Origin of the sequence: Myxococcus sp. AS-1-15 (assembly GCF_020037055.1) — a bacterium.
GTDB classification, from domain to species: Bacteria; Myxococcota; Myxococcia; order Myxococcales; family Myxococcaceae; genus Myxococcus; species Myxococcus fulvus.
Window position 1 is genome coordinate 69240 of sequence record NZ_JAIQDF010000023.1, and the last position, 25027, is coordinate 94266.

Consider the following 25027-nt stretch of genomic DNA (forward strand, 5'->3'; position numbering starts at 1 on the left):
GTCGGCGAACGAGCGGCGGCTACTTCAGACGCGAGGCGTACAGCGGGAAGCTCTGGGCCAGCTCCTTCACCTGTCCGCGGATGCGTGCGAGCGCGGCGTCGTCCTGGGCCGCGTCCAGCGCGGCGCCGATGAGCTTGCCCACCGTGGCCATCTGGGCCTCGCGCATGCCGCGCGTGGTGATGGCGGGCGTGCCCACCCGGACGCCGGAGGTCACCATCGGCTTCTCCGGGTCGAACGGAATCATGTTCTTGTTCACGGTGATGCCCGCCTTGTCGAGCACCGCCTCGGCCACCTTGCCCGTCAGCTTCTTGGGCCGCAGGTCCACCAGCATCAGGTGGTTGTCGGTGCCGCCGGACGTCAGCCGCAGGCCCGCGGACAGCAACGCCTCCGCGAGCGCCCGGGCGTTGGCGACGATCTGCTGCTGGTACGCCTTGTACTCCGGCGTCAGCGCCTCGCGCAGGGCCACGGCCTTGCCGGCGATGACGTGCATCAGCGGGCCGCCCTGGATGCCGGGGAAGATCTGGCTGTTGATGGACTTCGCGTACGGCTCCTTGCCCATCACCAGGCCGCCGCGCGGACCGCGCAGCGTCTTGTGCGTGGTGGTGGTGACGATGTCCGCGAAGGGCACCGGCGAGGGGTGCACGCCCGCGGCGACCAGGCCCGCGATGTGCGCCATGTCCACCATCATGGAGGCGCCCGCCTCGTCGGCGATCTCCCGGAACTTCGCGAAGTCGAGCGTGCGCGGGTAGGCGCTGGCGCCCACGACGATGACCTTCGGCTTGTGCTCCAGGGCCAGCTGGCGCACCTGGGCGAAGTCGATGGTCTCCGTGTCGCGCGTCAGGCCGTAGTGGACGACCTTGTAGAGCTTGCCGGAGAAGTTGAACGTGGCGCCGTGGGTGAGGTGGCCGCCGGAGTTCAGGTCCAGGGACAGCATGGTGTCACCGGGCTTCATCAGCGCCATGTACGCGCCCATGTTCGCCTGGCTGCCCGAGTGCGCCTGCACGTTGACGAAGTCCGCGCCGAACAGCTGCTTCGCGCGGTCGATGGCGAGGTTCTCCACCACGTCCACCACCTCGCAGCCGCCGTAGTAGCGCTTGCCGGGGTAGCCCTCCGCGTACTTGTTGGTGAGCACCGAGCCCACCGCCTCCATCACCGCGGGGCTGACGAAGTTCTCCGAGGCGATCAGCTCCAGGCCTTGCTCCTGGCGCTCGGTCTCATGACGCACGGCCTGGGCAATCTCGGGGTCCACCTCGGCCAGAGTGCGGGTGTTCTCCATGGCTGATCTCCTCACGACGACGGGTACTGCGAAGGCCGCTAGCCCTGGGACTCGGCCTCGCGAATCTTCTGCACGCGGCGCTCGTGGCGACCGCCCTCGAACGCCGTGCCGAGGAACGCCTCCAGGATGGCCCGGCCCACGCCGGCACCCACCACGCGCTGGCCCAGGCACAGCACGTTGGCGTCATTGTGGGCCCGCGCCATCCGGGCCTCGAACTCCGTGGTGCACAGGGCCGCTCGCACGCCCCTGTGCTTGTTGGCGACGATGCTCATGCCGATGCCGGTGCCACACACCAGCACGCCCAGCGTGGCCTCGCCGGACGTCACCGCCTTCGCCACGCGCGCGGCGAAGTCCGGGTAGTCCACCGAGTCCCGGGCGAAGGGCCCCACGTCCTCGTGGGCCACCTTCCGCTCCTGGAGCGCCGCCACCAACTCCTGGCGGAGCTCCAGGCCCGCGTGGTCCGAAGCGAGAATGACTTTCACGCGGGGTCTCCTCGCTCCCCGTTACTGGAAGCGCTTGAACAGCAGCACCGCGTTGGTGCCGCCGAAGCCGAACGAGTTGCTCATCACCGCGTCCACCCGGAGCTCGCGCGCCTGGTTGGGCACGTAGTCCAGGTCGCACTCGGGGTCGGGCGTCGTCTGGTTGATGGTGGGGGGCAGGATGTTGCGCGACAAGGCCAGCGCGCTCACCACGCCCTCGTAGCCGCCCGCCGCACCGAGCATGTGGCCCGTCATGGACTTGGTCGACGACACCGCCACCTTGCGGGCGTGGTCGCCGAACACCGCCTTGATGGCCTTGGTCTCGTTCGCGTCGTTGAAGGGCGTGGAGGTGCCGTGCGCGTTGATGTAGCCCACGTCCTCCGGGTTCATCCCCGCCGACTGGAGCGCCAGCCGCATGCAGCGCGCCGCGCCCTCGCCTTCCGGCGCCGGCTGCGTCACGTGGTACGCGTCCGAGTTGGCGCCGTAGCCCACCAGCTCCGCGAGGATCTTCGCGCCGCGCTTCTTCGCGGCCTCCATCTCCTCGAGCACCAGCATGCCCGCGCCCTCGCCCATGACGAACCCGTCCCGGTCCTTGTCGAACGGACGGCTGGCCGCCGCCGGGTCGTCATTGCGCGTGGACAGCGCCTTCATCACCGAGAAGCCACCCAGCCCCAGCGGGGTGATGGCCGCCTCGGCGCCGCCGGCGATGGCCGCGTCCGTCTCGCCCAGCTTGATGGACTTCCAGGCCTCGCCGATGGCGTGGGCGCTGGTGGCGCAGGCGGACACCGGAGCCCAGTTGGGCCCCTTGCAGTTGTAGCGCATGGAGATGAGCCCAGGCGCCATGTTGACGATCATCTGGATGATGAAGAAGGGCGACAGCCGGTCGAACCCCTTCTCCAGGCCCTTGCGGTGCTGCTCCTCCAAGGAGGAGATGCCTCCGATGCCCGAGCCCACGATGACGCCCACGCGCTCCGGCACATAGCCGTGCGGCACGTCCGGGCCCACCGGCAGCCCAGACTCCTCCACCGCCATCGCCGCGGCGGCCATGGCGTACTGCGCGTAGAGGTCCATGCGGCGCACTTCGCGCTTGTCGATGAACTTCTCCGGCTCGAAGTCCCGGACCTCGCCGGCGATTCGCGTGTCGATCTTCTTGGGGTCGAAGCGGGTGACGAGGGAAATGCCTGAAGTGCCAGCAAGCAGCGCCTGCCAGTTCTTCTCGGTTCCTGTGCCCAGTGCCGAGATGAGCCCGGTACCGGTGATGACGACTCGACGGTGTGACACGGTCCTCTCCGGTGGCGCCTGAGACGCCGGGGACGCCGCGCTTCAACGCGGCGTCACCCCGCCCCCCGGCACGCTGTGTGCTGTCTACTTCTTGTGGTCGGTGACGTACTTGATGGCGTCGCCAACGGTCTTGATGTTCTCGGCCTCCTCGTCGGGAATCTCGACCTCGAACTCCTCTTCCATCGCCATCACGAGCTCGACGATGTCGAGGCTGTCGGCGCCAAGGTCTTCGATGAAGGACGACTCGGGCTTGATCTCGTCCTCTCCCACGCCGAGTTGGTCGGCGATGATGTTCTTGACCTTGGCCTCAATAGCGGACGTCGACATAATGCTGAACCCTCCAGGAACCAGATGTAGGCCCGGAAGGCTTCCCGAGCCCTGTCGAAAGCCGGCGCGGTATATCCCACGCCCGCTGGCAATCCAACCTTGGGTTACATGTACATGCCGCCGTTGACCTTGAGGACCTCGCCGGTGATGTAGGAGGAAGCGTCACCTGAGAGGAAGAGGACGGCCTGGGCCACCTCCTCCGGGTTGCCCAGCCGCCCCAGCGGGATGCCCTCCACCATCTTCTGGCGCAGCTCGTCGTTCAGGTGGGCCGTCATGTCCGTGCTGATGAACCCGGGCGATACGGCATTGACCCGGATGCCCCGGCTGGAAAGCTCCTTGGCCACCGTCTTCGTCAGGCCCACGAGGCCCGCCTTGGCCGCCGAATAGGCCGACTGGCCGGGGTTGCCCATGTCGCCCACGACGGAGGTGACGTTGACGATGGCGCCCGAGCGCTGCTTCATCATGGGCCGGCTGGCGGCCCGGATGAGGGCGAAGGGGCCGCGCAGGTTGGCGTCGAGCTGCTTGTCCCAGTCGTCGTCCTTCACCCGCATGACCAGGCCGTCCACGGCCATGCCCGCGTTGTTGACGAGCACGTCCAGCCGGCCGTGGTTCTTGACGATGCCCTCGATGGCGGCGGCGCACGCGGCGGTGTCCGACACATCGAAGCGCACGGACTCCGCCTTGGCGCCGGCGGCGGTGAGCATCCCCACCGTCTCCTGGGCCGCGGCCTCATTGCCCGCGTAGCTGATGATGACCGTGGAGGCGCCCGCCTTGGCGAACGCCACCGCGCACGCCCGGCCGATGCCGCGCGAGCCACCCGTCACCAGCACCACCTTGTCCTTGAAGCTCATGCGCTCACCCCAGCGCCGCGAGCACCTTCTCCAGGCTCGCGGCGTCCTCGACGTTGAAGGTTTCGATGTCCTTGGTGATGCGCTTGACCAGCCCGCACAGCACCTTGCCCGGCCCCAGCTCCACCACGCGCGTGACGCCCTCGGCCTTGAGCGCCTCCACGCATTCAATCCACCGCACCGGCGCGCTCACCTGCTCGAGCAGGAGCGGCACCACGCGGGACACGTCCTGGTTGGGCCGCGCCTCCACGTTCGTCACCACCGGCACCGCCGGCGCCGACAGCTTCACGCCGCCCAGCACCGCCGCCAGCCGGGGCTTCACCGGCTCCATCAGCGCGCAGTGGAAGGGCGCGGAGACGGGCAGCGGCATCACCCGCTTGGCGCCGGCCTCCTTGCACTTGACGCCCGCGCGCTCCACCGCCGCCGCGTCGCCGGCAATCACCGTCTGCTCGGGCGAGTTGTAGTTGGCCGGCGACACCACCTGCCCTTCCGCCGCCGCGTCACAGGCCGCCTTCACCTTGGCGGGCTCCAGCCCCAGCACCGCCGCCATGGCGCCCACGCCCGCGGGCACCGCCTCCTGCATGAAGCTGCCGCGCGCGCGCACGGCCCGGGCCGCGTCGCCCAGCGACATGGCGCCCGCGGCCACCAGCGCGGAGTACTCGCCCAGCGAGTGGCCGGCCACGAAGGCCGCCTGGGGCCCGCGCTTCGCGAACACCGCGTGCGCCGCCACCGACACCGTCAGGATGGCCGGCTGGGTGTTGGCCGTGAGCTTCAGCGCGTCTTCTGGTCCCTCGAAGCAGAGCTTGGAGAGCGACTCTCCGAGCGCGTCGTCCGCGGCCTCGAAGACGGCGCGGGCCTCGGGGAACTTCTCGAAGAGGTCCTTGCCCATCCCGACGGCCTGGCTGCCCTGCCCGGGAAACACGAATGCGACCTTCGCCATGTGCGGTCTCTGCCTCCTGATACGTCCAAATCCGTCCTGTGACATCGGGCGCCTTCGCGCCGACATCCCCCGGGCCACGGTCTTCCGCCGGGAAGCACTCACCCGACGTCGTGGGTCGCGGGGCGCGTCCTGTCTCCAGCCGGTCCTGACGTCACCTCGAGGAGACCCGTCGCAGCCCAATGCCCAGGCGTCCGCTCTCTAATCGGAAACCGATTGCTCTGTCCCCTTTTTTCCCCTCGGGTGGGCAGGCAGCCAGGACGCGGCGCGGGCGATGCATCGCGTCAACTCCTCCTGCAGTCCGGCCTGGGCGGTGGCCAGCGCGGCACCCAGCGCGTTGTGGATGGCGCGTGGGGACGAGCGGCCATGGGCCACGATGCCCACCCCGTTCAGGCCCAGCAGTGGAGCCCCGCCCACCTCGGCGTAGTCCACCATCTTGCGCAGGCCCGCCAGGGCGGGCTGGAGCAGCATCGCGCCCAGCTTCTCCGACAGGCCGCCCCGCTTCTCGATGGCCTGCCGCAACAGCCCGATGACGCCCATGCCCACGCCCTCGGATGTCTTGAGGACGACATTCCCGGTGAAGCCGTCCGTCACCACCACCTGCACGTCGCCGGAGAACAGGTCCTTGCCCTCGACGTAGCCGGCGAAGTCCAGGTCCGACTGGCGCAAGAGGTCGCTCGCCTCGCGCGTCAGGGGGGTCCCCTTGGAGGCCTCTTCTCCATTCGAGAGCACCGCCACCCGGGGACGCGCGACGCCCATGCGCAGGCGCACGTAGGCCTCGCCCAGCACGGCGAACTGGGCCAGGTGGGAGGGCTTGCAGTCCACGTTGGCGCCGGCGTCCAGCAGCAGGCAGCGCCCGCCGCCCTTGAGCGCGGGGAAGAGCGCGGCCAGGGCCGGACGCTCCACGCCCTGCAGCCGCCCCAGCGTCATCAGGCCCCCCGCCATCACCGCGCCGGAGTTGCCTGCGGATACGAGCGCGTCCGCGTGGCCGTCACGCACCAGCTCGAAGCCCACGCGCAGCGACGAGTCGCGCTTGCGGCGGAAGGCCGTGGAGGCGTGGTCGTCCATCTCCACCACCTCCGAGGCGTGATGCACCCGCAGGTTCGGCGGCGGCAGCCCTCGGCCCAGGTGGGGCGTCACCCGCGCGGTGTCCCCCACCAGGACGACCTGATGCTCGGGGTGGGCGCGGGCGAAGAGCACGCCACCCTCCACCGGAGCGGCCGGGGCATGGTCTCCCCCCATCGCGTCCAGGACCAGCCTCATCCCTGCCGTCCCCTCGTCTGTGCGCGTGTCATGTCCCACCCGGCCCGCGCCTTCCGGGCGCGAGGCGGCGCGCAGGAGACCAGGAACCTCCCAGGGGGGCAACGAATCGCTGGCCCCGCCACGTGGGGTGGGAGCAGGTGGGCGACGGCCCGGGAGACGCTCCGCATCGGTGTCCCGTACCTGGGGTGGAGGTCAGCCGGGCGGGCGGCGTGGATCCGCGGCTCCAGGGCTCCGGGGATGATCCACGCGGTGGCGCAGAATGGGCTGGGCGTCACGAGCGTTGTCCCGACGCGCCCCATGGGATATCTGGCCCCGGGGTGGCCTTCGAGCGCCGAGGTCTGGATGATGGATCCAAGCCATACACGCTCATTGACTCGGACCTTGTGAGCCGCTAGGGTCCGCCGCCTTTCATGCCGGACGGGGAGTACGCGAGTTGATCTCGACCGCTTCCAGCCCGGCGTTGGACCGACATGTTGCGCAGGGAGCCGGGGACCCCGGCACAGCGCGTGAGACAGAGGTGAGCCGTGGGCGTCCCCAAGAAGCGTACTTCCAAGATGCGTCGTGACCGCCGTCGTGCGGCGAACAACAACCTGCGCACCGCGGTGCAGGTGACCAAGTGCCCGAACTGCAAGGAGCCGGTGATGCCTCACCGCGCCTGCACGTCCTGTGGCCAGTACAAGGGCCGCGAGCTGCTGCCCCAGGCCGAGGCCTGAGTCTGCCTCACTGACGCTCCCTTTCCCGGGAGCGTCGCTTCAGTGCGAAGGGCCGCGCCTCCTGCTTCCGGAGGTCGCGGCCCTTGCTCTTTTCACGACCCCGCCAACCGCGCGGGGCCGTGAGCAATCATCCAAACTTCAGTTGTTGAGCTTGATGTCCTTGAGCTTCGCCAGCCGCGGGTCCACCGGCCGGGTGTCGCACTGGCACGTCGCCTCGTTGAGGTTGGTGCCGCACTGCGAGCACAGGCCCTTGCAGTCCTCCTTGCAGACGAGGTTCATCGGCAGCGCCAGCAGCAGCTGCTCGCGGAGGATGGGGTCCAGGTGGATGGTCTTCCCATCGAAGAGCTCCTGGTCGGCGTCGTCCAGCTCGAACGAGCCGCCCGTCTCGCCCTGCTGCCGCTCCTTCTTCTCCATGGACTTCTCGTCGTCGTCCTTGAAGTCGTCGCCGCGGGCCAGCGACTCGGGCACCAGGTTCAGGGTGAAGGACACGGGCAGGGCCAGCTCCACGTCCTTCAGGCAGCGCTTGCAGGGGGCCGTCAGCTGGGCGGTGAACTTCCCCTCCAGCAGCACGCCGCCGCTCACCTTGCGCAGCGACGCCTTGAGCTGGGAGGCCCGCGTCGCTCGGAAGCCGGTCTCCTGGCCAGACGACTCGCCGTCCAGCGCGGCGCTCAGCAGCTCCTGCGCGATGGGCTCGTCCAGCTTCAGCCCGGACTCATGAATTTGTTCAACCTTTACGAGCATTTACGCGACTTCCCGGTCAAAATGGGGCGGGCAACATAGAAGGCGGACCCTCCAGCGTCAACACGCCCGGGTTCCACAGCACCGCGAAGATGTCACGCCGCCGTCACCACCGGTGGAGTGGCCTTCGTGGATCCTCCAGACAACGCTTTGCTAGGGTCGGTTTGATGCACAGGCATGATTCGCCGTCGCGGGTGGGGGCGCTCTTTCTCGTCGTGGGCCTCCTGGCGCCCCCCGGGTTGGCCCGTCCGCTCTTCCCCGCGCCCGTCCTCTCACAGCTCGGCCCCACCAGCCCTCAAATCGACCGCGCGCGCGAGCAGATCGACGACGGTGAGTTCGAGGAGGCCCGACGCACGCTCCAGGAAGGGCTGGACGCGCCGGATGTGACGGACGACCAGCTGGTGGAGCTCTACCGCCTGCTCGGCCTCACGGCGCTCTACCTGGGCGACGAGCACCAGGCGCGCGAGGCCTACGAGAAGCTGCTCCAGGCCCGTCCCGACTACGAGCTGCCTCGCACGGCGCCGCCCAAGCTGCGCTCGCTCTACGCGCGCATCAAGGAGGACATCCGCAGCCGGCGCGTGCGCCCCGTCACCCTGGACGTGGACCCGATTCCGGACCCGCGCGGCGGAGAGCCCATCGTCGTGGAGGCCACCATCCAGGAGCTGGCGCTCGGCGCCCGCGCGCGGCTGTTCTACCGACGCGCCGGAGGCCAGGCGTACAACTCCGTCGACTTCGTGAAGGACCGCGGCGAGAAGGAGCGCTTCCGCGCCGTCGTCCCCGCCTACGACGTGCCCGTGGAGCCCGAGCCCTACGAGGTCGAGTACTACTTCGAGGTGGTGGACGCGGCGCAGCGCCGGCTCGCCGGCCGCGGTGACTCGTTCCAGCCGCTGCTCTTCCAGGTCGCCCCCGAGAAGGCCACGGCCACGGCCGCCGAGGCCTCCGAGGGCCGCCCCTGGTACAAGAGCCCCTGGCTCTGGGTGGCCGTGGGCGCGGTGGCCATCGGCGGCACCGCGGGCGTCGTCGCCCTCACCTCGTCGGAAGATCGCGGCCGCGTCCCCATCACCATCCGCGTGGACCCCTCCCAGCCATGAGCCTGCGCCTCCTGAACGTCCTGCCGCTCGCCGCCCTGCTCTTCGCGTGCGGTGATGCCCCCTCCTCCCACGCCGGCCGCTTCCCGCTGGACGTGACGATGTCGCGCGCGGTGGCCAACGAGGTCCACGCGCTCCAGGTGAGCGTGCTCAAGAACGGCTCGGGCCGAAGCTGCACGGAGCTGCAGCGCACCTGCCTCAACACGCAGGTGAAGCGCGAGGACCTCGTGATGCTGGAGGACTCGCGCGGCAACGAGGGCCGCGCGCTGCGCTTCACCGTGGACATGGCCGCCCTGGAGAACGGCGGCAGCCAGGCGCTCGAGGTGGACGTGCCGGTGGGGCGCGACTACGCGCTCGTCATCGAGGCCATCGCCGTGGGCTCGCCCTCGCGCTTCCTGGGCAGCTCCTGCAACTACCTGCAGGTGGTCAACTCCGGGAACAACGCGCCGGTGCTCGCCGCGCCGCTGGTGCTGACCGAGCAGTCCTGCGACCCGAGCATCGCCCCCTGAGCAGCCGTGCGCCCACGCTCCGGGCACAGCGCCGCCCACCGCCTTAAGAGGACGCCATGACGCGAATCCTGATCATCGAGGACGAGCAGGACCTCGCCGGCCTCGTCGAATACAACCTGCGGGCCGCCGGCTTCGAGACCGAGTCCGCCAACACGGGCGCCGGGGGCCTGGCCCGCGCGCGCGCCAACCCGCCGGACCTGCTGCTGCTGGACCTCATGCTGCCGGACATCGCGGGCGGCGAGGTGCTGCGGATGCTCAAGCAGGACCCGGAGCTGCGCAAGACGTCCGTCATCATCGTCAGCGCCAAGGGCCAGGAGTCCGACCGCGTGCAGGGCCTGGAGCTGGGCGCGGACGACTACGTGGTGAAGCCCTTCTCCGTGCGCGAGCTGCTCCTGCGCGTCAAGGCGGTGCTGCGCCGGGGCGACGCCGACGAGGGGCCCGCGCAGGTGCTCGCCGCGGGCGACATCCTCCTGGACACCTCCCGCCACCAGGTGCGCGTGAAGAACGAGGAGGTCATCCTCACCGCGCTGGAGTTCCGCCTGCTGCGCACGCTCTTGGAGCGAAGCGATCGCGTGCAGACGCGCGAGGTGCTCCTGTCCGACGTCTGGGGCATCCAGGCCGAGATCCACACCCGCACCGTGGACACGCACATCAAGCGGCTGCGCGAGAAGCTCGGCCCCGCCGGTGACATCATCGAGACGGTGCGCGGCGTGGGCTACAAGCTCAGCCCTCCGTAGCCGACGAGCCCCCACGCGCCATGCCCCTGCGCTACACGCTGCTCCCCCTGCTCCTGCCCGCCACGGTGGTGGGCCTGCTCGTGGCCTCGCTCGGGACGCCGAGCGGCGCGGTGCCGGTGGCGCTCATCACCCTGGCCGGCTCGCTCATGGCGCTGGGGCTCAGCCGAGGCGCGCTGCAGCGCCAGCTGGACCGGCTGGAGCGCAGCACGCGCGGCCGCGCCGAGGGCGGCAACGGGCCCACGCCGGACCCGGACCGGCTGGAGGAGGTGGCGAGCCTGGAGGGCGCCATCGACTCGCTGCACGCGCGCCTGTCCGCGCGCAACACCGAGCTGAGCCAGGAGACGCGCACGCTCACCGCCGTGCTGGACAGCATGGCCGAGGGCGTCTGGGTGACGGACGCCGAGGGCACGGTGGTGCGCCACAACGACGCCCTGCGCGGCATCCTCCAGCCCGGCGCGTCCCTCGTCGGCCAGCGCCCCCTGGCCATCCTGCGCGACGACCAGCTCCATGACGCCGTCATGCGCGCCTGCCGCGAGGGCGCCTCCCGTCACCTGGAGCTGTCGCTCGAGGGGCTGTTCCCCCGCACGCTGTCCATCCGGGTGACGCCGCTGGGCAAGGACCTGCCGGGCAGCGCCGCCGTCTTCCACGACGTCACCGAGCTGCGCCGGCTGGAGAAGGTGCGCAAGGACTTCGTCGCCAACGTGTCCCACGAGCTGCGCACGCCCATCACCGCCATCCGCGGCTACGCCGAGACGCTCCAGGGCGGCGCGCTCGGGGACGCGAAGATGGCCCCACGCATGGTGGAAATCATCCACCGTCAGTCCGAGCGCCTCTCCGAGCTGGTGGAGGACCTGCTGGAGCTGTCACGGCTGGAGTCGCGCGAGGTGAACCTGAAACTCGGGGAAGTCTCGCTCGCCGAGGCCGCCGCCCGGGCCGCCGACACGGTGCGCCTGAAGGCCGAGGGCAAGGGCCACGTGGTTTCACTCCACGTCCCGGCGGGCCTGCGGGCGGTGGGAGACCCGCGCGCGGTGGAGCAGGTGCTGCTCAACCTCCTCGACAACGCGGTGAAGTACACGCCGGCGGGCGGGCGGGTGGACGTGGACGGAGCGTGCGAGGACGGGCGGTGCGTGGTGCGGGTGCGGGACACGGGGGTGGGCATCGAGCCGCGCCACCTGTCGCGAATCTTCGAGCGCTTCTACCGGGTGGACAAGGGTCGCAGCCGGGACATGGGCGGCACGGGGCTGGGGCTCTCCATCGTGAAACACCTGCTCCAGGCCATGGACGGCGAGGTCAAGGTCGAGAGCCAACCGAACGAGGGCAGCACCTTCACCATTTTTCTGCCCCAGGCGGCCCCCGCGCGGTCTGCGACGGGATAGGATGGCGCGACCATGCGGGTCGCCATCCTCGCGGACATTCACGGCAACCTCCCCGCCTGCGAGGCCGTGCTGGAGGACATCGAGCGCTCGGTGGCGCCCGACTTCATCGTCGCGGCCGGAGACCTGGCGCTGCGCGGCGCGCACCCTCGCGAGACGGTGGACCTCATCTTCGACCGCTGCGACTCCGTGCTGATGGGGAACACGGACTGCTACCTCGCCGGGAACTACCTGGGGGGTGCGTACCGGGAGCGGGACCACTGGAAGACGGAGCTGTTGCGCTGGACGCGGGAGCAGTTGGGCGAGGAGCACCTGCGCAAGCTGGGCGCCCTGCCCTTCTCCGTGCGCTACACGCCGCGCAAGGGGCAGGACCTCTTCGTGTGCCACGCCAACCCGCGCAACCTCGAGGAGTCGCTGGACCCCACGCTGGATGACGTGGCGGTGCGCCGCTTCTTCGCCCACCTGGACGCGGCCGCGTGCGCCTTCGGCCACCTGCACTTCCCCTACCGCCGCCGCGTGGGCCGCATGCTCATCGCGGACGTGGCCAGCGCGGGCATCCCCCGTGACGGGGATTTGCGCCCCGCCTACGGCGTCTTCACGTACACGCCCAAGGGCTGGCGCGTGCAGATCCGCCGCGTGCGCTACCCGGTGCGCAAGGCCACCCAGGCGCTCACCGCGCGCCGCGTGCCGGGCGGGCCGCTGCTCATCCACAAGCTGGTGGAGGCACGCTACCGCCACCACCACGCGCTGATGGAGGCCGCGCGCCGCCACTCCGGCCTGCCGCCTCCGGGCCCCGTGCTGCGGCCCCCGCCGGGCGCGCCCATCCGCAACGCGGCGGTGCCGCTGGAGGGCCGGGCGCCCCCGGAGGTCGACCCCACCTCCCTGCCCACGGACATGGACGGCACCGTCACGGACGCGACGCCGCTGCCGCTGGATGTGTTGAACGACCTGGACGGCTGAGATTTGTCGCCAGGGCGTTGCTTGAGTCGGGGCGCGCCGGGTGGTTGAGGGCAGGCCACCATGTCCCCTCGCGAACTGCCCCTGCTGCTCGTCCGCCACGCCGAAGCCGAGGAGGCCCACGTGCTGGGCGACGAGGCCCGCGCGCTCACCCCCGAGGGCCGCGCCCTGTTCCGCCAGCACGCGCGCAAGCTCGCCCGCCTCACGCCGCTGCGCGGCATCATCACCAGCCCCCTGGTGCGCGCCGTCCAGACGGCGGAGCTGCTCGCCGAGGCCCTGGGCCTGGCCCAGGTGGACGTCCACCCCGCGCTCCTGCCGAGGAAGGGCGCGGCGCGCCGCATCCTGAAGCTCGCCCACACGCTGGGCCCGGGCTTCGCGCTGGTGGGCCACAACCCCTCGCTGGAGAAGGCGCTCGCGCTCGCGCTGGGCGACGACACCCGCGCCCCCGACAAGCTGCGCAAGGGCACCGCGGTGGCCCTGCGCGCCCTCGCCGACGACGGCGGCTACCAGCTCGTGTGGTGGGCCGCGCCGGGCCGCTCGCTCAAGCGCTACGACGCGGAAGGCTGACGTCAGCCCTCCGCCGCGCCCACCAGGAAGGACACCAGCAGCAGCGTCAGCACGCACGTGGTGATGGCCACGTAGAGCCGGTCCTTCTGCTGCCGGAAGATGAGCAGCGACAGCGCCACGCGCATCACCGGCACGGCCATCATCACCAGCAGGCCCGCCATCACGAAGGACTGCCCGCGCGCGGCCAGGGCGCCGGCCACCACGTCCGCCAGCCCATGCGGCACCGGGTGCGGCGCGGTGAGCCGCTCCAGCGCCTCCGACGACACCAGGTAGTCGGGGTGGCGCAAGAACGTCACCACCGTGCCCAGCGTCACCAACGCCATGCTGGCGAGCACGCCGTAGCGCAGCAGGTCACTGATGAGCAACTCCGCGCTCAGCGGGGCGTCCCCCGCGGGAGGCACCACCACCGCTCGGACCTCCACGCGGGGCTCGTTCGACGAAGGCTCGCTCATGACGTCCACCCCTTGCGCAACATCTCGAAGGCCACCCACAGCAACACGCCCACGAAGAGCGCGCGCAGCCACGCGGCATTCACCCGGGCCATCAGGTGCCGCGAGCCCAGCCACGCGCCCAACGTGACGCCCACGCACACAGGCCCCGCGATGAACGGGTCGATGTGGCCTCGCGCGAAGTACACGCCCGCACTGGCCGCCGCCGTGACGCCAATCATGAAGTTGCTCGTCGCCGTGGACACCTTCAGCGGCAGCCGCATCGTCAGGTCCATGGCCGGCACCTTCAGCGCGCCCGAGCCGATGCCCAGCATGCCGCTCACCGTGCCGGCCACGTACATCAGCCCCAGCCCCGCCACGGGCCGGGTGACGCGGTAGCCCACCTCGCGCCCCAGCGACTCGTCGAAGTAGCTGCCGTGCAGCCCCAGCCGGTCCGCGAGCGCGTCCTCGGGCACCTCGGTGGGCACCGCGCCCGACTTCAGCCGGCGCAGCATCACCAGCGCCGAGTACGCCATGACGGCGCCGAAGACCAGGTATACCCCGCGCCCGCCCACCCGACCCGACAGGAAGGCCCCGGTGAGCGCGCCCGCCGTGGTGGCCAATTCCAGGAACATGGCCACGCGCAGGTTGGCCATCCGCTCGCGCACGTACGCAGCCGCGGCGCCGCTGGACGTGGCGATGACGGAGACGATGGACGCACCCACCGCGTAGTGGATGTCCACCTTCAACAGCAGCGTCAGCACGGGGATGAGGATGAGCCCGCCGCCAATCCCCAGCAGCGAGCCCAACAGGCCCGCCCCCACGGAGAAGGCGAGGACGACGAACGTGAAGAGGAAGGGTGTCATGCGGCGCCGGCCCGCATCCTTCCTCTCCTCCGCCCGAATTCCAATCAGGAGTCACGGCCCGAAACGGGCCGTGCCCCTTGCCTGCTTGCTACGAGACGACTAGTGGCCGCTGGCCACGGCCGACAGGTGCACCGCGCCCGCGCCGTTGGACTGGTTCGCCGCCGCGCCCTCGCCGGGGGTCAGCGCGTCGCCGCCCAGCTCGCGCAGGAGCGCCTCCCCCACCAGCTCCGTCATGGGGATGAAGCGGCCGTGCGCCGGACGCCACACGTGCACCTGCGCGTTGGCGATGTCGAACCACCAGCCGTGCAGCCGCAGCTTGCCCGCCGCCACGCGCTCCTTCACGAGCGGGTAGGAGGCCACGTGCTCCAACTGCTGGAGCACGTTGAGCTGCGAGAGGCGGTCGTAGTCCGGAAGGTCCTCCCCCAGCTTGCTGCCGGCCTTGAACGTCTTGAGCGACTCGTTGCCGTGCGAAAGCCACGCCGACAGGTTCGGCGCGCCGGGCACCTGACCGCCCGCGAGCAGCGCCTTCATGGCGCCGCAGCTCGAGTGGCCGCAGATGACCACGTCCTGGACCTCCAGGTTGGCGATGGAGAACTCCAGCGCCGCGGCCTCGGACTGGTCGCCCGTGGAGACGCCCTGCGCGTCCGACGCGGGCACCATGTTGCCCACGTTGCGCACGACGAACAGGTCGCCGGGGTCCGTGGACACCATGAGGTTGGGCACCAGCCGGCTGTCCGAGCAGGAGATGAAGAGACAATCCGGAGACTGACCCTTCGCCAGCCTGGCGAACACGTCCCGGTAGGCGGGCCGGCTCTTGAGCTGGAAGTCCAAGAGACCACGAATGAGCTTCTTCATCGGGCACCTTCTGAGGCGAGAGTGTTGTTGGGAACCTGGTGACCCAGGACAGGACTCGAGGTCTTGGACGTCCCGCTGCGGACCCAGACCTCCTCGAGCGACTCCATGACGACCGAGCCGCCCGTCTTGCGATGCGTGTCACTCCAGCTTTCGATGGCCTCGAAGCCCGAGTGGTCCAGCGTATCCACGGCCAGGTCCACGCGGACCTTGCTCCCCGCGGGCACCTGCGCCAGCGCCATGGACAGACGGGGGACACCCACGAAGGTGAGCGAGCCGGACACCTGGACGAGGTACTCGTCCTGCACCTGCTTCACGTCCACCTTCACGCTGCCCAGCCGCCACAACAACCGCAGGATGGCCACCAGCAATCCCAGGCCGATGCCCGCCAGCAGGTTGATGCCGACGACGCCCGCCACCGTCACCGCGTACACGAGCACCTCGCCGCGCTTCTGCAGCTCGCGGATGTGGTGCAGGTTGACCAGCTTGGTGCCGACGACGACGAGCAGACCGGCCAGCACCGTCAGCGGCACCAGGCCCGCCACCGAGCCGAGCGTGGTGACGAAGAGCAGGAGCCACAGGCCGTGCATGACGGCCGACCAGCGCGACTTCGCGCCCGCGGCGAGGTTGGCCGCGCTGCGCACGATGACGCCGGTGATCGGCAGGCCGCCGATGAGACCCGACACCGTGTTCGCCACGCCCTGCGCGAACAGCTCCTTGTCCAGGTTGGCCCGGGGGCCCGTGTGCATCTTGTCCGTGGCCACCGCGCACAGGAGCGACTCCGCGCTCGCCACCAGCGCCAGCGACAGCACCGCCGCGATGAACGTGCCCCAGCTTCCCGCCGCGGGCAGCGCCGGCAGCTGGATGCTGCTGAACACGTTCTCCGGCAGCTGCACGCGCGCCACGTCCGCGCCCCAGAACACCGAGACCGCCGTCGCGCCCACCACCGCCACCAGCGGCGCGGGCACCAGCTTCAGCTTGCCCTTGCCGATGAACGGCCACACCACCATCAACCCGATGGTGACCAGGCCCAGCAGCGCGGCCGGGCCGTGCAGCCCGATGAGCTGCTCGGGCAGCTCCTTGATGTTCTGCCAGGCGCTCGACTGGGGACTGCCGCCCAGCACGATGTGGATCTGCCCCAGCACGATGAGGATGCCGATACCGGCCAGCATCCCGTGAATCACCGCGGGGGAGATGGCCAGCGCCGCGCGCGCCACCTTCAGCCCACCAAAGGCCATCTGCAGCAGGCCCGCGGCGGCCACCGCGGCGCACGTCATCGCCAGGCCCATGGTCTGGATGAAGCCGAACACCATCACCGCCAGGCCGGCGGCGGGGCCGCTCACCTGCATCGGCGCGCCGCCCAAGAGGCCCACCACCACGCCGCCCACCACGCCGGCGATGAGGCCCGACACGATCGGCGCACCGGAGGCCAGGGCGATGCCCATGCACAACGGCAACGCCACCAGGAACACCACCAAGGAAGCGGGCAGGTCAGCGGCCAGGTTCTTCCAGGCCGAGCCAGCGTTCCCATGACTCGTCGACATCGCCATACACCTCCACGAGAAGACGCCACCGGGGGTGGCGCACGCTGAGTCTCGCGGCGCGTCATGGCAATGAATGTGCCACGCACCAACCCCTTGGATTCACATGCGAATCCCCCATCAAGGGAGGGCGGGCGATGAAAGGAAACTTCAGTGGCCGGGGGCCGACTTCAAGAAACTTGAGCAAGGAACTTGAAGTCCCCTGCCCCGGGCGGCCGCCGTGGGACGGCGGCTCAGGACTCCTCGAGCTTGCGCAGGAAGGTGGGATACGACAGGCCCAGGGCCTTGGCGGCCTCCATGCGGCGGCCCTCCAGCCTGCCCAGCACGTGCTTCACGTAGAGCCGCTCCACCTCGTCGAGCGTGCGGGGGCCGCCGGAGACGACGAAGGCGTCCGGGTCCACCGCGGCGGGGCCCTGGTTGCCGCGGGGCTCCAGCGCCTGGAGCTCCAGCGCGGGGCCGGACTCGAGCACCAGCGCGCGCTCGAGCACGTTGCGAAGCTCGCGCACGTTGCCCGGGAAGCGGTAGCGCTCCAGGCGGGCCTTCGCCGCGCTGGAGAAGTCCACCGGCCTGCGCCCCAGCTCCGCGCACAGCTCCACCAGGAGCGACTCCGCCAGCGGCAGCACGTCCTCGCGCCGCTCGCGCAGGGGCGGAATCTCCACGCGGAAGACGCTGAGCCGGAAGTAGAGGTCCTCGCGGAAGCGCCCCTCGGCCACCTCGCGCGTGAGGTCGCGGTTGGTGGCCGTCACCACGCGCGCGTTGCTCGTCAGCTCCGTCGTCCCGCCCAGCCGCCGGAAGGCGCCCTGGTCCAGGAACGTGAGCAGCTTGGCCTGCAGGCTCAGCGGCAATTCGCCAATCTCGTCGAGGAAGAGGATGCCGCCGTCGGCCACCTCCACCAGCCCGCGCCGGGCCGCGCGCGCGTCGGTGAAGGCGCCCCGCTCGTGGCCGAACAGCTCGCTCTCCACCAGCGCCGACGGCAGCGCCGCGCAGTTGACGTGCACGAAGGGCCCCTGCCCGCCCTGCACGTTGTGCAGGTGGCGCGCGAGCACCTCCTTGCCCGCGCCCGTCTCGCCGGTGATGAGCACCGGGCTGCGCGGCGCGGTGGCGATGCGCTCGATCATCTGCAGCGCCTCCACCATGGCCGGCGCGCGCGGACGCAAGAGCCGACGCCGCCCGCCCAGCTCGCTCTCCGCCTGGCGCAGCCGCTCGTGCAGTTGCAGGTCCTGCGCGGCCCTGCGCGCGCGCAGCACCAGGTCGTCCAGCTCCACGGGCTTGGACAGGTAGTCGCGCGCGCCCTGCTTGATGGCGTCCACCGCGCTGGCGATGTCGCCGTGCGCCGTCACCATCATCACCGCCGTGTCCGGGAACTGCGCGCGCAGCTCCGGCAGGAAGTCGATGCCGTCCCCGTCCGGCAGGCGCCTGTCGAGCACCACCACCTCGGGGGCCTGCCGGGCGAGCGCCGCGCGCGCGTCATGGAGCGAGTGCGCCAGCGTCACGCGGAAGCCCTCGTGACGCAGCACGGTGGCCGCCAGCGAGGCGAAGGTCCGGTCGTCATCCACCAGCAACAGATGGGTGCTCATGAGGTGCGCTCCAGGGGCAACCGCAGCGTGAAGAGGCTGCCCTGTGGACGGCGGGTATAGGTCAGGCTTCCACCATGTGCCTCCACGGACGTGCGCGCCATGGGCAACCCCAGGCCCACGCCCTTGGCCCGTCCGGTGGCGAAGGGCTCCCACAGCCGGGGCTCCAGCCGGGGGTCCACCCCGCCCGCGTTGTCCTCCACCACCAGCACCGCCTCCGGGCCCTCGCGCGACAGGCTCACCGACACCCACGGCGAGGGGCGCAGGCCCGTGTCCTTCGCCACCGCGCCCGCCTCCACCGCGTTGCGCACCAGGTTGTCCACGGCGGACACCAGCAGCGCCGCGTCCCCCTGCACCGTGAGATGCTCCTCCAGCGACGTGCGCAGCTCCACCGTCTCCGACTCCGGCAGCATGCGCACCGACTGCAGCGCCTCGCCCACCAACAGATGCAGCTCGCAGCTGCGGCGCAGCGCGGCACGCGGCGCGCCGAACGACAAGAGCGAGCGCGCCAGGTGCCCCAGCCGCTCCACCTGCGAGCGCAGGCCGATGACGGGCAGCTCGCTGCCCGCGGGCGTGGTCCTCAAGACCGACAGCGCCGCCTGGATGCCGTTGAGCGCGTTCTTCACCTCGTGGGCGATGAGCGCGGCCGCCGTGCCCAGCGCCGCCATGGTCTCCTGACGACGCAGCCGCTCCTCCGCCGCGAGCAGCGAGCGGTAGGAGTGACGCAGCAGGACGAGGAACAGGCCCAGCGTGCAGGTGAGCAGCGCGATGTGGAAGGCGAGCTGGCGCAGGAAGCGCGAGCGCAGGCCCGCGGTGGCGGACTGCTCCTCCTCGAGCACCACCAAGAGCAGCTCGCTGCGTCCCACCCACGCCGCGGCCCCCATCAGCCGGGTGCCCTCCAGCATCAGCGGCCCGGGCGCCTTCGCCAGGGCGCGCAGCGACTGCGAGAAGTCCTCCGCGTGGCTGAAGGTCGCCGACGGCAGCAGCAGCCGCCCGCGCGCGTCCATCAGGAACAGCGCCGTCTCCTCCGTGGCGCGCGTGGGCAAAGCCTCCGTGCGCACCTCGCCGAGCAGCACCCCCTTGAGCTGGCCTTCGCTCATCATGGGCACCGCCACCACCAGCGGGCCGCCCTCGCCCTCCAGCAGGTCGATGGTGGGCGCCTTCCTCTCCACCATGCGCTGGAACCAGGGCCTGCGGGTGATGGGTGTCGCGCCCAGGGACATGCCGGGCGGGTCGCTCCACACGCGCTCCCCCTTGGGGCCCAGCAGCGCCACGCCCTCCGAGAAGAGCGACGAGTGGTAGAAGGCGCTGTCGAGCAGCGCCTGCTCCGCCGGGGACGCGCCGTCCTCGGGCAGCAGCATGGGATGGCCCGCGACGCGCGCCAGCTCCGCCTCCAGCAGCAGCAGGTGGACCCCCAGCGCGTCCGCCTGCACCCGGGCCTGGTTGGACAGGTGGCCGAGCAGCTCCTCCCGCGCGTTGTCCACATCCTCGAGGTAGCCGAGGACGGGGCTCGTCAGCGCCACCACGCCCACCAGGCCCAGCCCCAGGAGCGCCGAGCGGCCCCCCCGCCGCTGCTCCTGCGCCAGCTGCCCCGGCGTGGGCGTCAGCGTGGGCACCGGCAGGTGGCGCAGGGGCGCGGTGGAGGGTGGCGCGGGAGGCGGTTCGGGCGGGGTCATGGCGTGCTCGCCCCGCCGTTGTGGCACAGCCCCCGCGCCTGGGGAACCGACAACGCGCGGGCGTCAGCCCGCGCTCACTCCAGGTCCTCGCGACGCCGCAGGTCCCCCGTGGGTGGCGGCGGCGCCAGGCTGGCCGCCTCCCCTCCGCCGCGCATCCTGTCCAGCACCTGACGCGCCCGGTCCGGCTTCACCTCGCCCTCCTGCACGAGCAGCGCGGCGATGGCCTCCACCCACTCGGGCGGCGCGCCCACGCTCGAGGCCACGGTGCGCGCATGCACCGCCATGTGGCCCCGCTGCACGCCCGCCGCGCCCAGCTCGCGCAGCGCCGCCAGGTTCTGCGCCAGCCCCACCGAGACGAAGATGCACGCCAGCTCCCGCGCATTGGGCCGCCCCAGCAGGGTGAGCGCCGACTGGACGCCGGGGTGCGACTGGAGGGTGCCGCCCACGGTGCCCAGCGCCAGCGGCAGCTGGAGCTCGCCCACCAGGTTGCCGGCCTCCCTGCGCCACACCGACAGCGGACCGTAGCGCCCCCGGAGGGCCGCGAACGCGTGCGCGCCCGCCTCGATGGCGCGCCAGTCCTGCCCCGTGGCGAGCGCGAGCGCGTCGATGCCGTTCATGATGCCCTTGTTGTGCGCGGCCGCCCGGTACGGGTCCGCCTGGGCGAAGCGGCTGGCCTGGACCACGCCCTCCGCCACCTCGGTGCCGGACAACCCGAAGTCCCCCAGCGTCCGCTCGGGGATGGAACAGCGCGCGCGCGCCAGGCACTGGGCCGACAGGTGCGTCAGGGCGCGCACGTACACCTTGCCCCCGGTGAGCTGCTCGATGCGCGGCGCGAGCGTCTCCATCATCGAGTCCACCACGACCGCGCCCTGCGACTCCCGCGTATCGACGTGCACGTGCACCACGAGCAGCGGATCCATCCCGGGCTCCGGCGAGGGCAACAGCCGCACCTCCACCTCCCGCGCCCCTCCGCCTTCCTCCGCCAGCTGGGGATGCAGGCTGTTGGCCAGCGCGAGCAGCTCCGTGCGCGCCTCCAGGACGCGCGCCATGGCGAAGCTGGGCGGCCCGAAGCGGGTGACCTGGATCTGACCGAGCATCAGCGACGGGTCCGCCTCCGCGAGGAACCCACCCGCCTCTCCCACCAGCTTCGCCGCGAAGGAGGCGGCCGTGATGACCGACGGCTCCTCCACCACCATGGGCACCGCGTAGGCGCGCCCGTTGACCTTCAGGTGGAGCCCCAGGCCCAGGGGCAGGCTGAACAGCCCCACCGCGCTCTCCACCGCCGACAAGGTCGTCTGCATCCGGGGGCCCTGCTCCCCGGTGAGCCCGCTCAACGCCTCCGCGTCCAACCCCAGCTCCACCCCCACCCGCTCGCGACGCTCCTCCAGCGACAACCGCTGGAAGCCCGCGAATACGGACTGGGTGGACCTGTCACCACGAACGCCCTGCGTATCCAGAAACTCATCCGTCATCAATCACCTCACACCATGACAATCCCTCTCAAATGAGTCACGCGCAACCCACGAGCAATATGACACATCACCACCCCCCGGGGACCATTGTCGCACCGCGGACATCCGCGCCCCCATGCGGTTCGTCAGCCCACAGAGACATTGAACCCAGGCACAAGGAACCCCGCCCCCGAGCGATGGACCGGGTCTCATGGACGATTCCTTGCATCCAGCATTTGCAACCGCCCCGCATTTATCCCGGGGCCCCATCCTCCCCGCCCGCACTCCGGCCCGCACGCAATCCGTCTGTCTTTCACAAAGCCTTGCAGCCCGCGCTGATTCCGCACCGTGAAACACGTGCGGGCTGTCTTGCGCATGCGGGCCACGGCCGCGAGGAAGACCTCCGGCCCCACCGGACCTGTCTTGAGTAATGGGGTCGGGCCGGCGGACGAAGGACCCCTCGGTCCCAGGCCATTGTCACATTCTCGTCAGGACGCCCCGGCCCGCATTCCTGGCGGCTCGCCCGCCCTGGCGTCCGCCCGCATCACACAATCGTTGCAAACGCGTCACGTGCATGGAAATCGGGCCGCGCAGACTCCGGGCGCCATGGCCCACGTCCTCATCGTCGACGACGAACCCGATCTCGCCCAGCTCATCGACTTCAACCTGCGCGACTCCGGCTTCTCCACCCAGCTCGCAGGCACGGGCGAGGCCGCCCTCGTCGCGGCCCGGGAGAAGCCCCCCGAGCTCGTGCTGCTGGACCTGATGCTGCCCGACATGTCCGGCATCGATGTCTGCCGGCAGCTGCGCGCCCAGTCCCCGTCCCGCGAAGTCCTCATCGTCATGCTCACCGCCAAGGGCGAGGAGGCGGACCGCATCCGCGGCTTCGAGGTCGGCGCGGACGACTACGTCGTCAAGCCCTTCAGCGTCCGGGAGCTGGTCCTCCGCCTCAAGGCCATCCTGCGCCGGGGCGGCACGTCGCAGACCACCGCGGAGACGGCGCCCCTGGCCCTGGGCGCGCTCAAGCTGGACCTGTCCGCCCACCGCTTCTACGTGGAGGACAAGGAGGTCCCCCTCACCGCGCTGGAGTTCCGGCTGCTCGGCCACCTCATGACGCGCACGGGCCGGGTCCAGACGCGCGAGCAGCTCCTCGAGGAGGTGTGGGGCCTGTCCTCGTCCCTGGAGACGCGCACCATCGACACCCACGTCATGCGCCTGCGCGACAAGCTGGGCCCGGCGCGCACCCTGCTGGAGACGGTGCGCGGGGTGGGCTACCGCATCGTCGACCCGGCCCACTGACTTCGTGACACGGATGTCACACAAGGGACCCGAAACAGCCACGGACGTTACCTAGAAGCCAGTTTCGTGACCCTCCCGAAACCCTCCTCGATGCGTCTCGTCACCACCTTCCTCACCCTCTGCGTGGCGTCCGGCCCGGCCCTGGCCCAGGAGCCCGCGTCACCGCCGGCCGAGGCGTCCGCCCCCCAGGTGCCCTCCGCCGACGCCCAGGCGCCCGCCGAGCCGCCCCCCGCCGACAGCGCGCCGGCGGACGCGGACCTGGACGAGCGGATGACGAACGCCGAGGGGAAGGTGGCCGCGCTGGAGGAGCAGAACGCGGAGACGAAGGTGGACCTGTCCGCGCTCAAGAAGCTGAAGATTTCGGGCTACGTCCAGGGGCGCTACCAGTACCAGCAGAGCCTGGATGACAGCGGCTCGGGCGGCTTCAGCCGCTTCACCGTGCGCCGAGGCCGCCTCAAGACGACGTACACCACGGACTGGTCCCAGCTGATGTTGCAGTTCGACGGCGTGCCCACCACGGGCGTCACCGTGCGCGACGCGGAGGCCACCCTCTACATCCCGGGCACCCACCAGCAGCTGGGCCTGACGCTGGGCCAGATGAAGTGGCCCTTCGGCTACGAGGCCGTGCAGTCCTCCAGCGACCGCGAGATTCCCGAGCGCACCCGCGTGGTGCGCGCCTTCCTGCCCGACGAGCGGGATCGCGGCGTGAAGTTCGCCGGCAACTTCCTGGACGGGAAGCTCCACTTCAGCGGCGGCGTGTTCGACGGCGACGGCATCTTCAACCAGGGCTACGTCGGCTCCGACAACGACAAGGAGAAGGACGCCATCGGCCGCGCGGGCTTCGACCTGGGCTGGGTGTCCGGCGGCATCTCCGGCTGGTACGGCCACACCATCACCAAGGGCCCCACGGACACCTACCGCAAGGCGTACACGCGGGATCGTCTGGCACTGGACGCCCAGCTCTACCTGGACGTGCTGCCCTTCGGGGCCACGGCCATCAAGGGCGAGTACATCACCGGGCGCTCGTACTGGAAGAGCTCTGGCGACGTGAAGATTGAACAGCCGGGTGTGCCCGCCAGCGGCTGGTACGGGCTCATCGTCCAGAACATCGGCCTGACGGACGCGGTGGCTGTCCGCTACGACTTCTTCGACCCGGAGAACGGCCGCAAGAACACGGTGACGGACGGACGCCCGGCCAGCACCAACTCGGTGGGCACCCTGGCCGTCGCCGTCCTCCACTACTTCGGCGAACACTTCAAGGTCACCGCCGCCTACGAGATGCCCGTGACGTCCGCGCCCGGCGCCCCGAAGGACCCGCACGACAACCTCTTCACGCTTCAGATGCAGGCTCGCTACTAGGCCCTACCTTCCCACCGACCCACAACGCTTCGTCAAGGAGCTGACCACCATGAAGACTTTCATTGGCTCACTCATCGCGGGCCTGCTGCTCGCCCTCCCGCTCTCCGCCCATGCGGGCAACGTCACCGTGAAGGGCTCTGACACCATGGTCATCCTCGGGCAGCGATGGGCCGAGGAGTTCATGAAGAAGACGCCCGCCACCAAGGTTCAAGTGACGGGCGGGGGCTCCGGCGTGGGCCTGGCCGCGCTGCAGAACGGCACCACCGAAATCGCCATGTCCAGCCGCGAAATCAAGGACGCGGAGAAGCAGAAGCTGCGCGCGCGCTACAACACCACGGGCCAGGAGATTCCCGTCGCCAAGGACGGCGTCACCTTCTACGTCAACGAGGGCAACCCCGTGACGGCCCTCACCGTGGAGCAGCTGCGCGGCATCTACGTGGGGGATGTCACCAACTGGAAGCAGGTGGGCGGCCCCGACGCGCCCATCATCATCTACTCGCGCGAGAACTCCTCGGGCACCTACGTCTTCGTCAAGGACCACGTCCTGGACGGCGAGGACTACGCCGCCTCCGCCCAGACGCTGCCGGGCACCGCCGCCGTGGTGAACGCCGTCTCCAAGGAGAAGAACAGCATCGGCTACGGCGGCTCCGCCTACGCCAAGGGCATCAAGGAGCTGAAGATCAAGAAGGGCAACGAGGAGATCTCCCCCTCGGCCGAGAACATCAAGACGGGCAAGTACCCGCTGTCGCGCGACCTCTACTTCTACCTGCGCAACAAGCCCGCCGGAGACGCGAAGGCGTTCATCGACTTCGCGCTGTCCCCGGAAGGCCAGGCCGTCGTCACGAAGGTCGGCTACTTCCCGGTGAAGTGACGCCGGGCCGTCACACG

At 70.6% G+C, this 25027-nt stretch carries 25 protein-coding genes; 10 read left to right on the forward strand and 15 right to left on the reverse strand.

What is annotated here, in order from left to right; translation table 11 throughout:
- Nucleotides 1-19 precede the first annotated feature (19 nt).
- The 7 genes from glyA to plsX all read right to left on the reverse strand — a co-directional run bounded on the left by glyA (nucleotide 20) and on the right by plsX (nucleotide 6411).
- Nucleotides 20-1276 carry a serine hydroxymethyltransferase gene (glyA, locus tag K8625_RS40040; RefSeq protein WP_223785669.1) on the reverse strand — a complete coding sequence of 419 codons (1257 nt, stop codon included), beginning with the start codon at nucleotides 1274-1276 and terminating at the stop codon, nucleotides 20-22.
- Between the two features lie 38 nt (nucleotides 1277-1314).
- Entirely contained in the window at nucleotides 1315-1758 is a 444-nt protein-coding gene (rpiB, locus tag K8625_RS40045; RefSeq protein WP_046714851.1) for a ribose 5-phosphate isomerase B, read from the reverse strand.
- 21 nt (nucleotides 1759-1779) lie between these two features.
- Nucleotides 1780-3036: a beta-ketoacyl-ACP synthase II gene (fabF, locus tag K8625_RS40050; RefSeq protein WP_223785670.1), complete on the reverse strand. Its 1257-nt coding sequence runs from the start codon at nucleotides 3034-3036 to the stop codon at nucleotides 1780-1782.
- Between the two features lie 84 nt (nucleotides 3037-3120).
- Nucleotides 3121-3363: an acyl carrier protein gene (acpP, locus tag K8625_RS40055; protein ID WP_046714853.1), complete on the reverse strand. Its 243-nt coding sequence runs from the start codon at nucleotides 3361-3363 to the stop codon at nucleotides 3121-3123.
- Between the two features lie 104 nt (nucleotides 3364-3467).
- A complete protein-coding gene (gene fabG / locus K8625_RS40060; RefSeq protein WP_223785671.1) occupies nucleotides 3468-4214 on the reverse strand; it encodes a 3-oxoacyl-[acyl-carrier-protein] reductase in 747 nt (248 codons plus the stop codon).
- 4 nt (nucleotides 4215-4218) lie between these two features.
- Entirely contained in the window at nucleotides 4219-5151 is a 933-nt protein-coding gene (fabD, locus tag K8625_RS40065) for an ACP S-malonyltransferase (protein WP_141327742.1), read from the reverse strand.
- Nucleotides 5152-5349: 198 nt separating this feature from the next.
- Entirely contained in the window at nucleotides 5350-6411 is a 1062-nt protein-coding gene (plsX, locus tag K8625_RS40070; RefSeq protein WP_223745802.1) for a phosphate acyltransferase PlsX, read from the reverse strand.
- Nucleotides 6412-6935: 524 nt separating this feature from the next.
- On the opposite strand from plsX, the gene rpmF reads away from it, so the two are divergent.
- Nucleotides 6936-7124, forward strand: coding sequence for a 50S ribosomal protein L32 (gene rpmF / locus K8625_RS40075; protein ID WP_046714857.1), 189 nt, complete (start codon nucleotides 6936-6938; stop codon nucleotides 7122-7124).
- Nucleotides 7125-7262: 138 nt separating this feature from the next.
- Here the strand turns inward: rpmF and K8625_RS40080 are convergent, their stop codons facing one another.
- Nucleotides 7263-7865: a DUF177 domain-containing protein gene (locus K8625_RS40080; protein WP_141327738.1), complete on the reverse strand. Its 603-nt coding sequence runs from the start codon at nucleotides 7863-7865 to the stop codon at nucleotides 7263-7265.
- A 164-nt stretch (nucleotides 7866-8029) separates the two neighbouring features.
- Between K8625_RS40080 and K8625_RS40085 the strand changes: the two genes are divergently transcribed.
- Genes K8625_RS40085 through K8625_RS40110 form a run of 6 tightly spaced genes read left to right on the forward strand, consistent with a single transcriptional unit; the run spans nucleotide 8030 to nucleotide 13093 of the window.
- The gene (locus K8625_RS40085) at nucleotides 8030-8953 is read left to right on the forward strand and encodes a lipopolysaccharide assembly protein LapB (RefSeq protein ID WP_223745801.1); all 924 of its coding nucleotides are present in this window, start codon (nucleotides 8030-8032) and stop codon (nucleotides 8951-8953) included.
- Nucleotides 8950-9459 (forward strand): hypothetical protein, encoded by a 510-nt coding sequence (locus K8625_RS40090; RefSeq protein ID WP_223745800.1) that lies wholly within the window; start codon nucleotides 8950-8952, stop codon nucleotides 9457-9459. The genes K8625_RS40085 and K8625_RS40090 overlap by 4 nt, the downstream gene beginning before the upstream one ends.
- 56 nt (nucleotides 9460-9515) lie before the next feature.
- The gene (locus K8625_RS40095; protein ID WP_046714861.1) at nucleotides 9516-10196 is read left to right on the forward strand and encodes a response regulator; all 681 of its coding nucleotides are present in this window, start codon (nucleotides 9516-9518) and stop codon (nucleotides 10194-10196) included.
- Between the two features lie 20 nt (nucleotides 10197-10216).
- Nucleotides 10217-11572, forward strand: a complete 1356-nt coding sequence (locus tag K8625_RS40100) for a cell wall metabolism sensor histidine kinase WalK (RefSeq protein WP_141327730.1) — start codon at nucleotides 10217-10219, stop codon at nucleotides 11570-11572.
- 12 nt (nucleotides 11573-11584) lie between these two features.
- A complete protein-coding gene (locus tag K8625_RS40105) occupies nucleotides 11585-12529 on the forward strand; it encodes a metallophosphoesterase (RefSeq protein ID WP_223785672.1) in 945 nt (314 codons plus the stop codon).
- 60 nt (nucleotides 12530-12589) lie between these two features.
- The gene (locus K8625_RS40110; RefSeq protein WP_223785673.1) at nucleotides 12590-13093 is read left to right on the forward strand and encodes a histidine phosphatase family protein; all 504 of its coding nucleotides are present in this window, start codon (nucleotides 12590-12592) and stop codon (nucleotides 13091-13093) included.
- A 2-nt stretch (nucleotides 13094-13095) separates the two neighbouring features.
- On the opposite strand, the gene K8625_RS40115 is transcribed toward K8625_RS40110, so the two are convergent.
- From K8625_RS40115 to K8625_RS40145, 7 genes are all read right to left on the reverse strand, one after another.
- Nucleotides 13096-13545: a DUF1634 domain-containing protein gene (locus K8625_RS40115; protein ID WP_223745797.1), complete on the reverse strand. Its 450-nt coding sequence runs from the start codon at nucleotides 13543-13545 to the stop codon at nucleotides 13096-13098.
- Nucleotides 13542-14387, reverse strand: a complete 846-nt coding sequence (locus tag K8625_RS40120; RefSeq protein WP_046714866.1) for a sulfite exporter TauE/SafE family protein — start codon at nucleotides 14385-14387, stop codon at nucleotides 13542-13544. Before K8625_RS40120 ends, K8625_RS40115 begins: the two co-directional genes overlap by 4 nt.
- Before the next feature lie 99 nt (nucleotides 14388-14486).
- Nucleotides 14487-15242, reverse strand: a complete 756-nt coding sequence (locus K8625_RS40125; RefSeq protein ID WP_223785674.1) for a carbonic anhydrase — start codon at nucleotides 15240-15242, stop codon at nucleotides 14487-14489.
- Nucleotides 15239-16783 carry a SulP family inorganic anion transporter gene (locus K8625_RS40130; protein ID WP_223745795.1) on the reverse strand — a complete coding sequence of 515 codons (1545 nt, stop codon included), beginning with the start codon at nucleotides 16781-16783 and terminating at the stop codon, nucleotides 15239-15241. The genes K8625_RS40125 and K8625_RS40130 overlap by 4 nt, the downstream gene beginning before the upstream one ends.
- 230 nt (nucleotides 16784-17013) lie before the next feature.
- Nucleotides 17014-18357 carry a sigma-54 dependent transcriptional regulator gene (locus K8625_RS40135; RefSeq protein ID WP_141332964.1) on the reverse strand — a complete coding sequence of 448 codons (1344 nt, stop codon included), beginning with the start codon at nucleotides 18355-18357 and terminating at the stop codon, nucleotides 17014-17016.
- Complete coding sequence (locus tag K8625_RS40140) at nucleotides 18354-20030, reverse strand: PAS domain-containing sensor histidine kinase (RefSeq protein ID WP_223785675.1); 1677 nt, start codon at nucleotides 20028-20030, stop codon at nucleotides 18354-18356. The genes K8625_RS40135 and K8625_RS40140 overlap by 4 nt, the downstream gene beginning before the upstream one ends.
- 74 nt (nucleotides 20031-20104) lie before the next feature.
- Nucleotides 20105-21502 (reverse strand): hydroxymethylglutaryl-CoA reductase, degradative, encoded by a 1398-nt coding sequence (locus tag K8625_RS40145; RefSeq protein ID WP_223785676.1) that lies wholly within the window; start codon nucleotides 21500-21502, stop codon nucleotides 20105-20107.
- A gap of 585 nt (nucleotides 21503-22087) precedes the next feature.
- Between K8625_RS40145 and K8625_RS40150 the strand changes: the two genes are divergently transcribed.
- The 3 genes from K8625_RS40150 to K8625_RS40160 all read left to right on the forward strand — a co-directional run bounded on the left by K8625_RS40150 (nucleotide 22088) and on the right by K8625_RS40160 (nucleotide 25010).
- On the forward strand, nucleotides 22088-22780 hold the full coding sequence (locus K8625_RS40150; protein WP_223745792.1) for a response regulator: 693 nt from the start codon (nucleotides 22088-22090) through the stop codon (nucleotides 22778-22780).
- A 90-nt stretch (nucleotides 22781-22870) separates the two neighbouring features.
- Nucleotides 22871-24139 (forward strand): porin, encoded by a 1269-nt coding sequence (locus tag K8625_RS40155; protein ID WP_223745791.1) that lies wholly within the window; start codon nucleotides 22871-22873, stop codon nucleotides 24137-24139.
- Between the two features lie 49 nt (nucleotides 24140-24188).
- On the forward strand, nucleotides 24189-25010 hold the full coding sequence (locus K8625_RS40160) for a phosphate ABC transporter substrate-binding protein (protein ID WP_223745790.1): 822 nt from the start codon (nucleotides 24189-24191) through the stop codon (nucleotides 25008-25010).
- Nucleotides 25011-25027: the final 17 nt, after the last annotated feature.

Coding starts and splice junctions, on each gene's coding strand:
- fabD (WP_141327742.1), bottom strand. CDS start 5,151: ATGGCGAAGGTCGCATTCGTGTTTCCCGGGCAGGGCAGCCAGGCCGTC.
- K8625_RS40150 (WP_223745792.1), top strand. CDS start 22,088: ATGGCCCACGTCCTCATCGTCGACGACGAACCCGATCTCGCCCAGCTC.
- acpP (WP_046714853.1), bottom strand. CDS start 3,363: ATGTCGACGTCCGCTATTGAGGCCAAGGTCAAGAACATCATCGCCGAC.
- K8625_RS40090 (WP_223745800.1), top strand. CDS start 8,950: ATGAGCCTGCGCCTCCTGAACGTCCTGCCGCTCGCCGCCCTGCTCTTC.
- K8625_RS40105 (WP_223785672.1), top strand. CDS start 11,585: ATGCGGGTCGCCATCCTCGCGGACATTCACGGCAACCTCCCCGCCTGC.
- K8625_RS40135 (WP_141332964.1), bottom strand. CDS start 18,357: ATGAGCACCCATCTGTTGCTGGTGGATGACGACCGGACCTTCGCCTCG.
- K8625_RS40095 (WP_046714861.1), top strand. CDS start 9,516: ATGACGCGAATCCTGATCATCGAGGACGAGCAGGACCTCGCCGGCCTC.
- K8625_RS40100 (WP_141327730.1), top strand. CDS start 10,217: ATGCCCCTGCGCTACACGCTGCTCCCCCTGCTCCTGCCCGCCACGGTG.
- K8625_RS40110 (WP_223785673.1), top strand. CDS start 12,590: ATGTCCCCTCGCGAACTGCCCCTGCTGCTCGTCCGCCACGCCGAAGCC.
- K8625_RS40085 (WP_223745801.1), top strand. CDS start 8,030: ATGCACAGGCATGATTCGCCGTCGCGGGTGGGGGCGCTCTTTCTCGTC.
- K8625_RS40145 (WP_223785676.1), bottom strand. CDS start 21,502: ATGACGGATGAGTTTCTGGATACGCAGGGCGTTCGTGGTGACAGGTCC.
- fabG (WP_223785671.1), bottom strand. CDS start 4,214: ATGAGCTTCAAGGACAAGGTGGTGCTGGTGACGGGTGGCTCGCGCGGC.
- K8625_RS40120 (WP_046714866.1), bottom strand. CDS start 14,387: ATGACACCCTTCCTCTTCACGTTCGTCGTCCTCGCCTTCTCCGTGGGG.
- K8625_RS40080 (WP_141327738.1), bottom strand. CDS start 7,865: ATGCTCGTAAAGGTTGAACAAATTCATGAGTCCGGGCTGAAGCTGGAC.
- K8625_RS40155 (WP_223745791.1), top strand. CDS start 22,871: ATGCGTCTCGTCACCACCTTCCTCACCCTCTGCGTGGCGTCCGGCCCG.
- K8625_RS40160 (WP_223745790.1), top strand. CDS start 24,189: ATGAAGACTTTCATTGGCTCACTCATCGCGGGCCTGCTGCTCGCCCTC.
- K8625_RS40140 (WP_223785675.1), bottom strand. CDS start 20,030: ATGACCCCGCCCGAACCGCCTCCCGCGCCACCCTCCACCGCGCCCCTG.
- glyA (WP_223785669.1), bottom strand. CDS start 1,276: ATGGAGAACACCCGCACTCTGGCCGAGGTGGACCCCGAGATTGCCCAG.
- K8625_RS40115 (WP_223745797.1), bottom strand. CDS start 13,545: ATGAGCGAGCCTTCGTCGAACGAGCCCCGCGTGGAGGTCCGAGCGGTG.
- K8625_RS40130 (WP_223745795.1), bottom strand. CDS start 16,783: ATGTCGACGAGTCATGGGAACGCTGGCTCGGCCTGGAAGAACCTGGCC.
- plsX (WP_223745802.1), bottom strand. CDS start 6,411: ATGAGGCTGGTCCTGGACGCGATGGGGGGAGACCATGCCCCGGCCGCT.
- K8625_RS40125 (WP_223785674.1), bottom strand. CDS start 15,242: ATGAAGAAGCTCATTCGTGGTCTCTTGGACTTCCAGCTCAAGAGCCGG.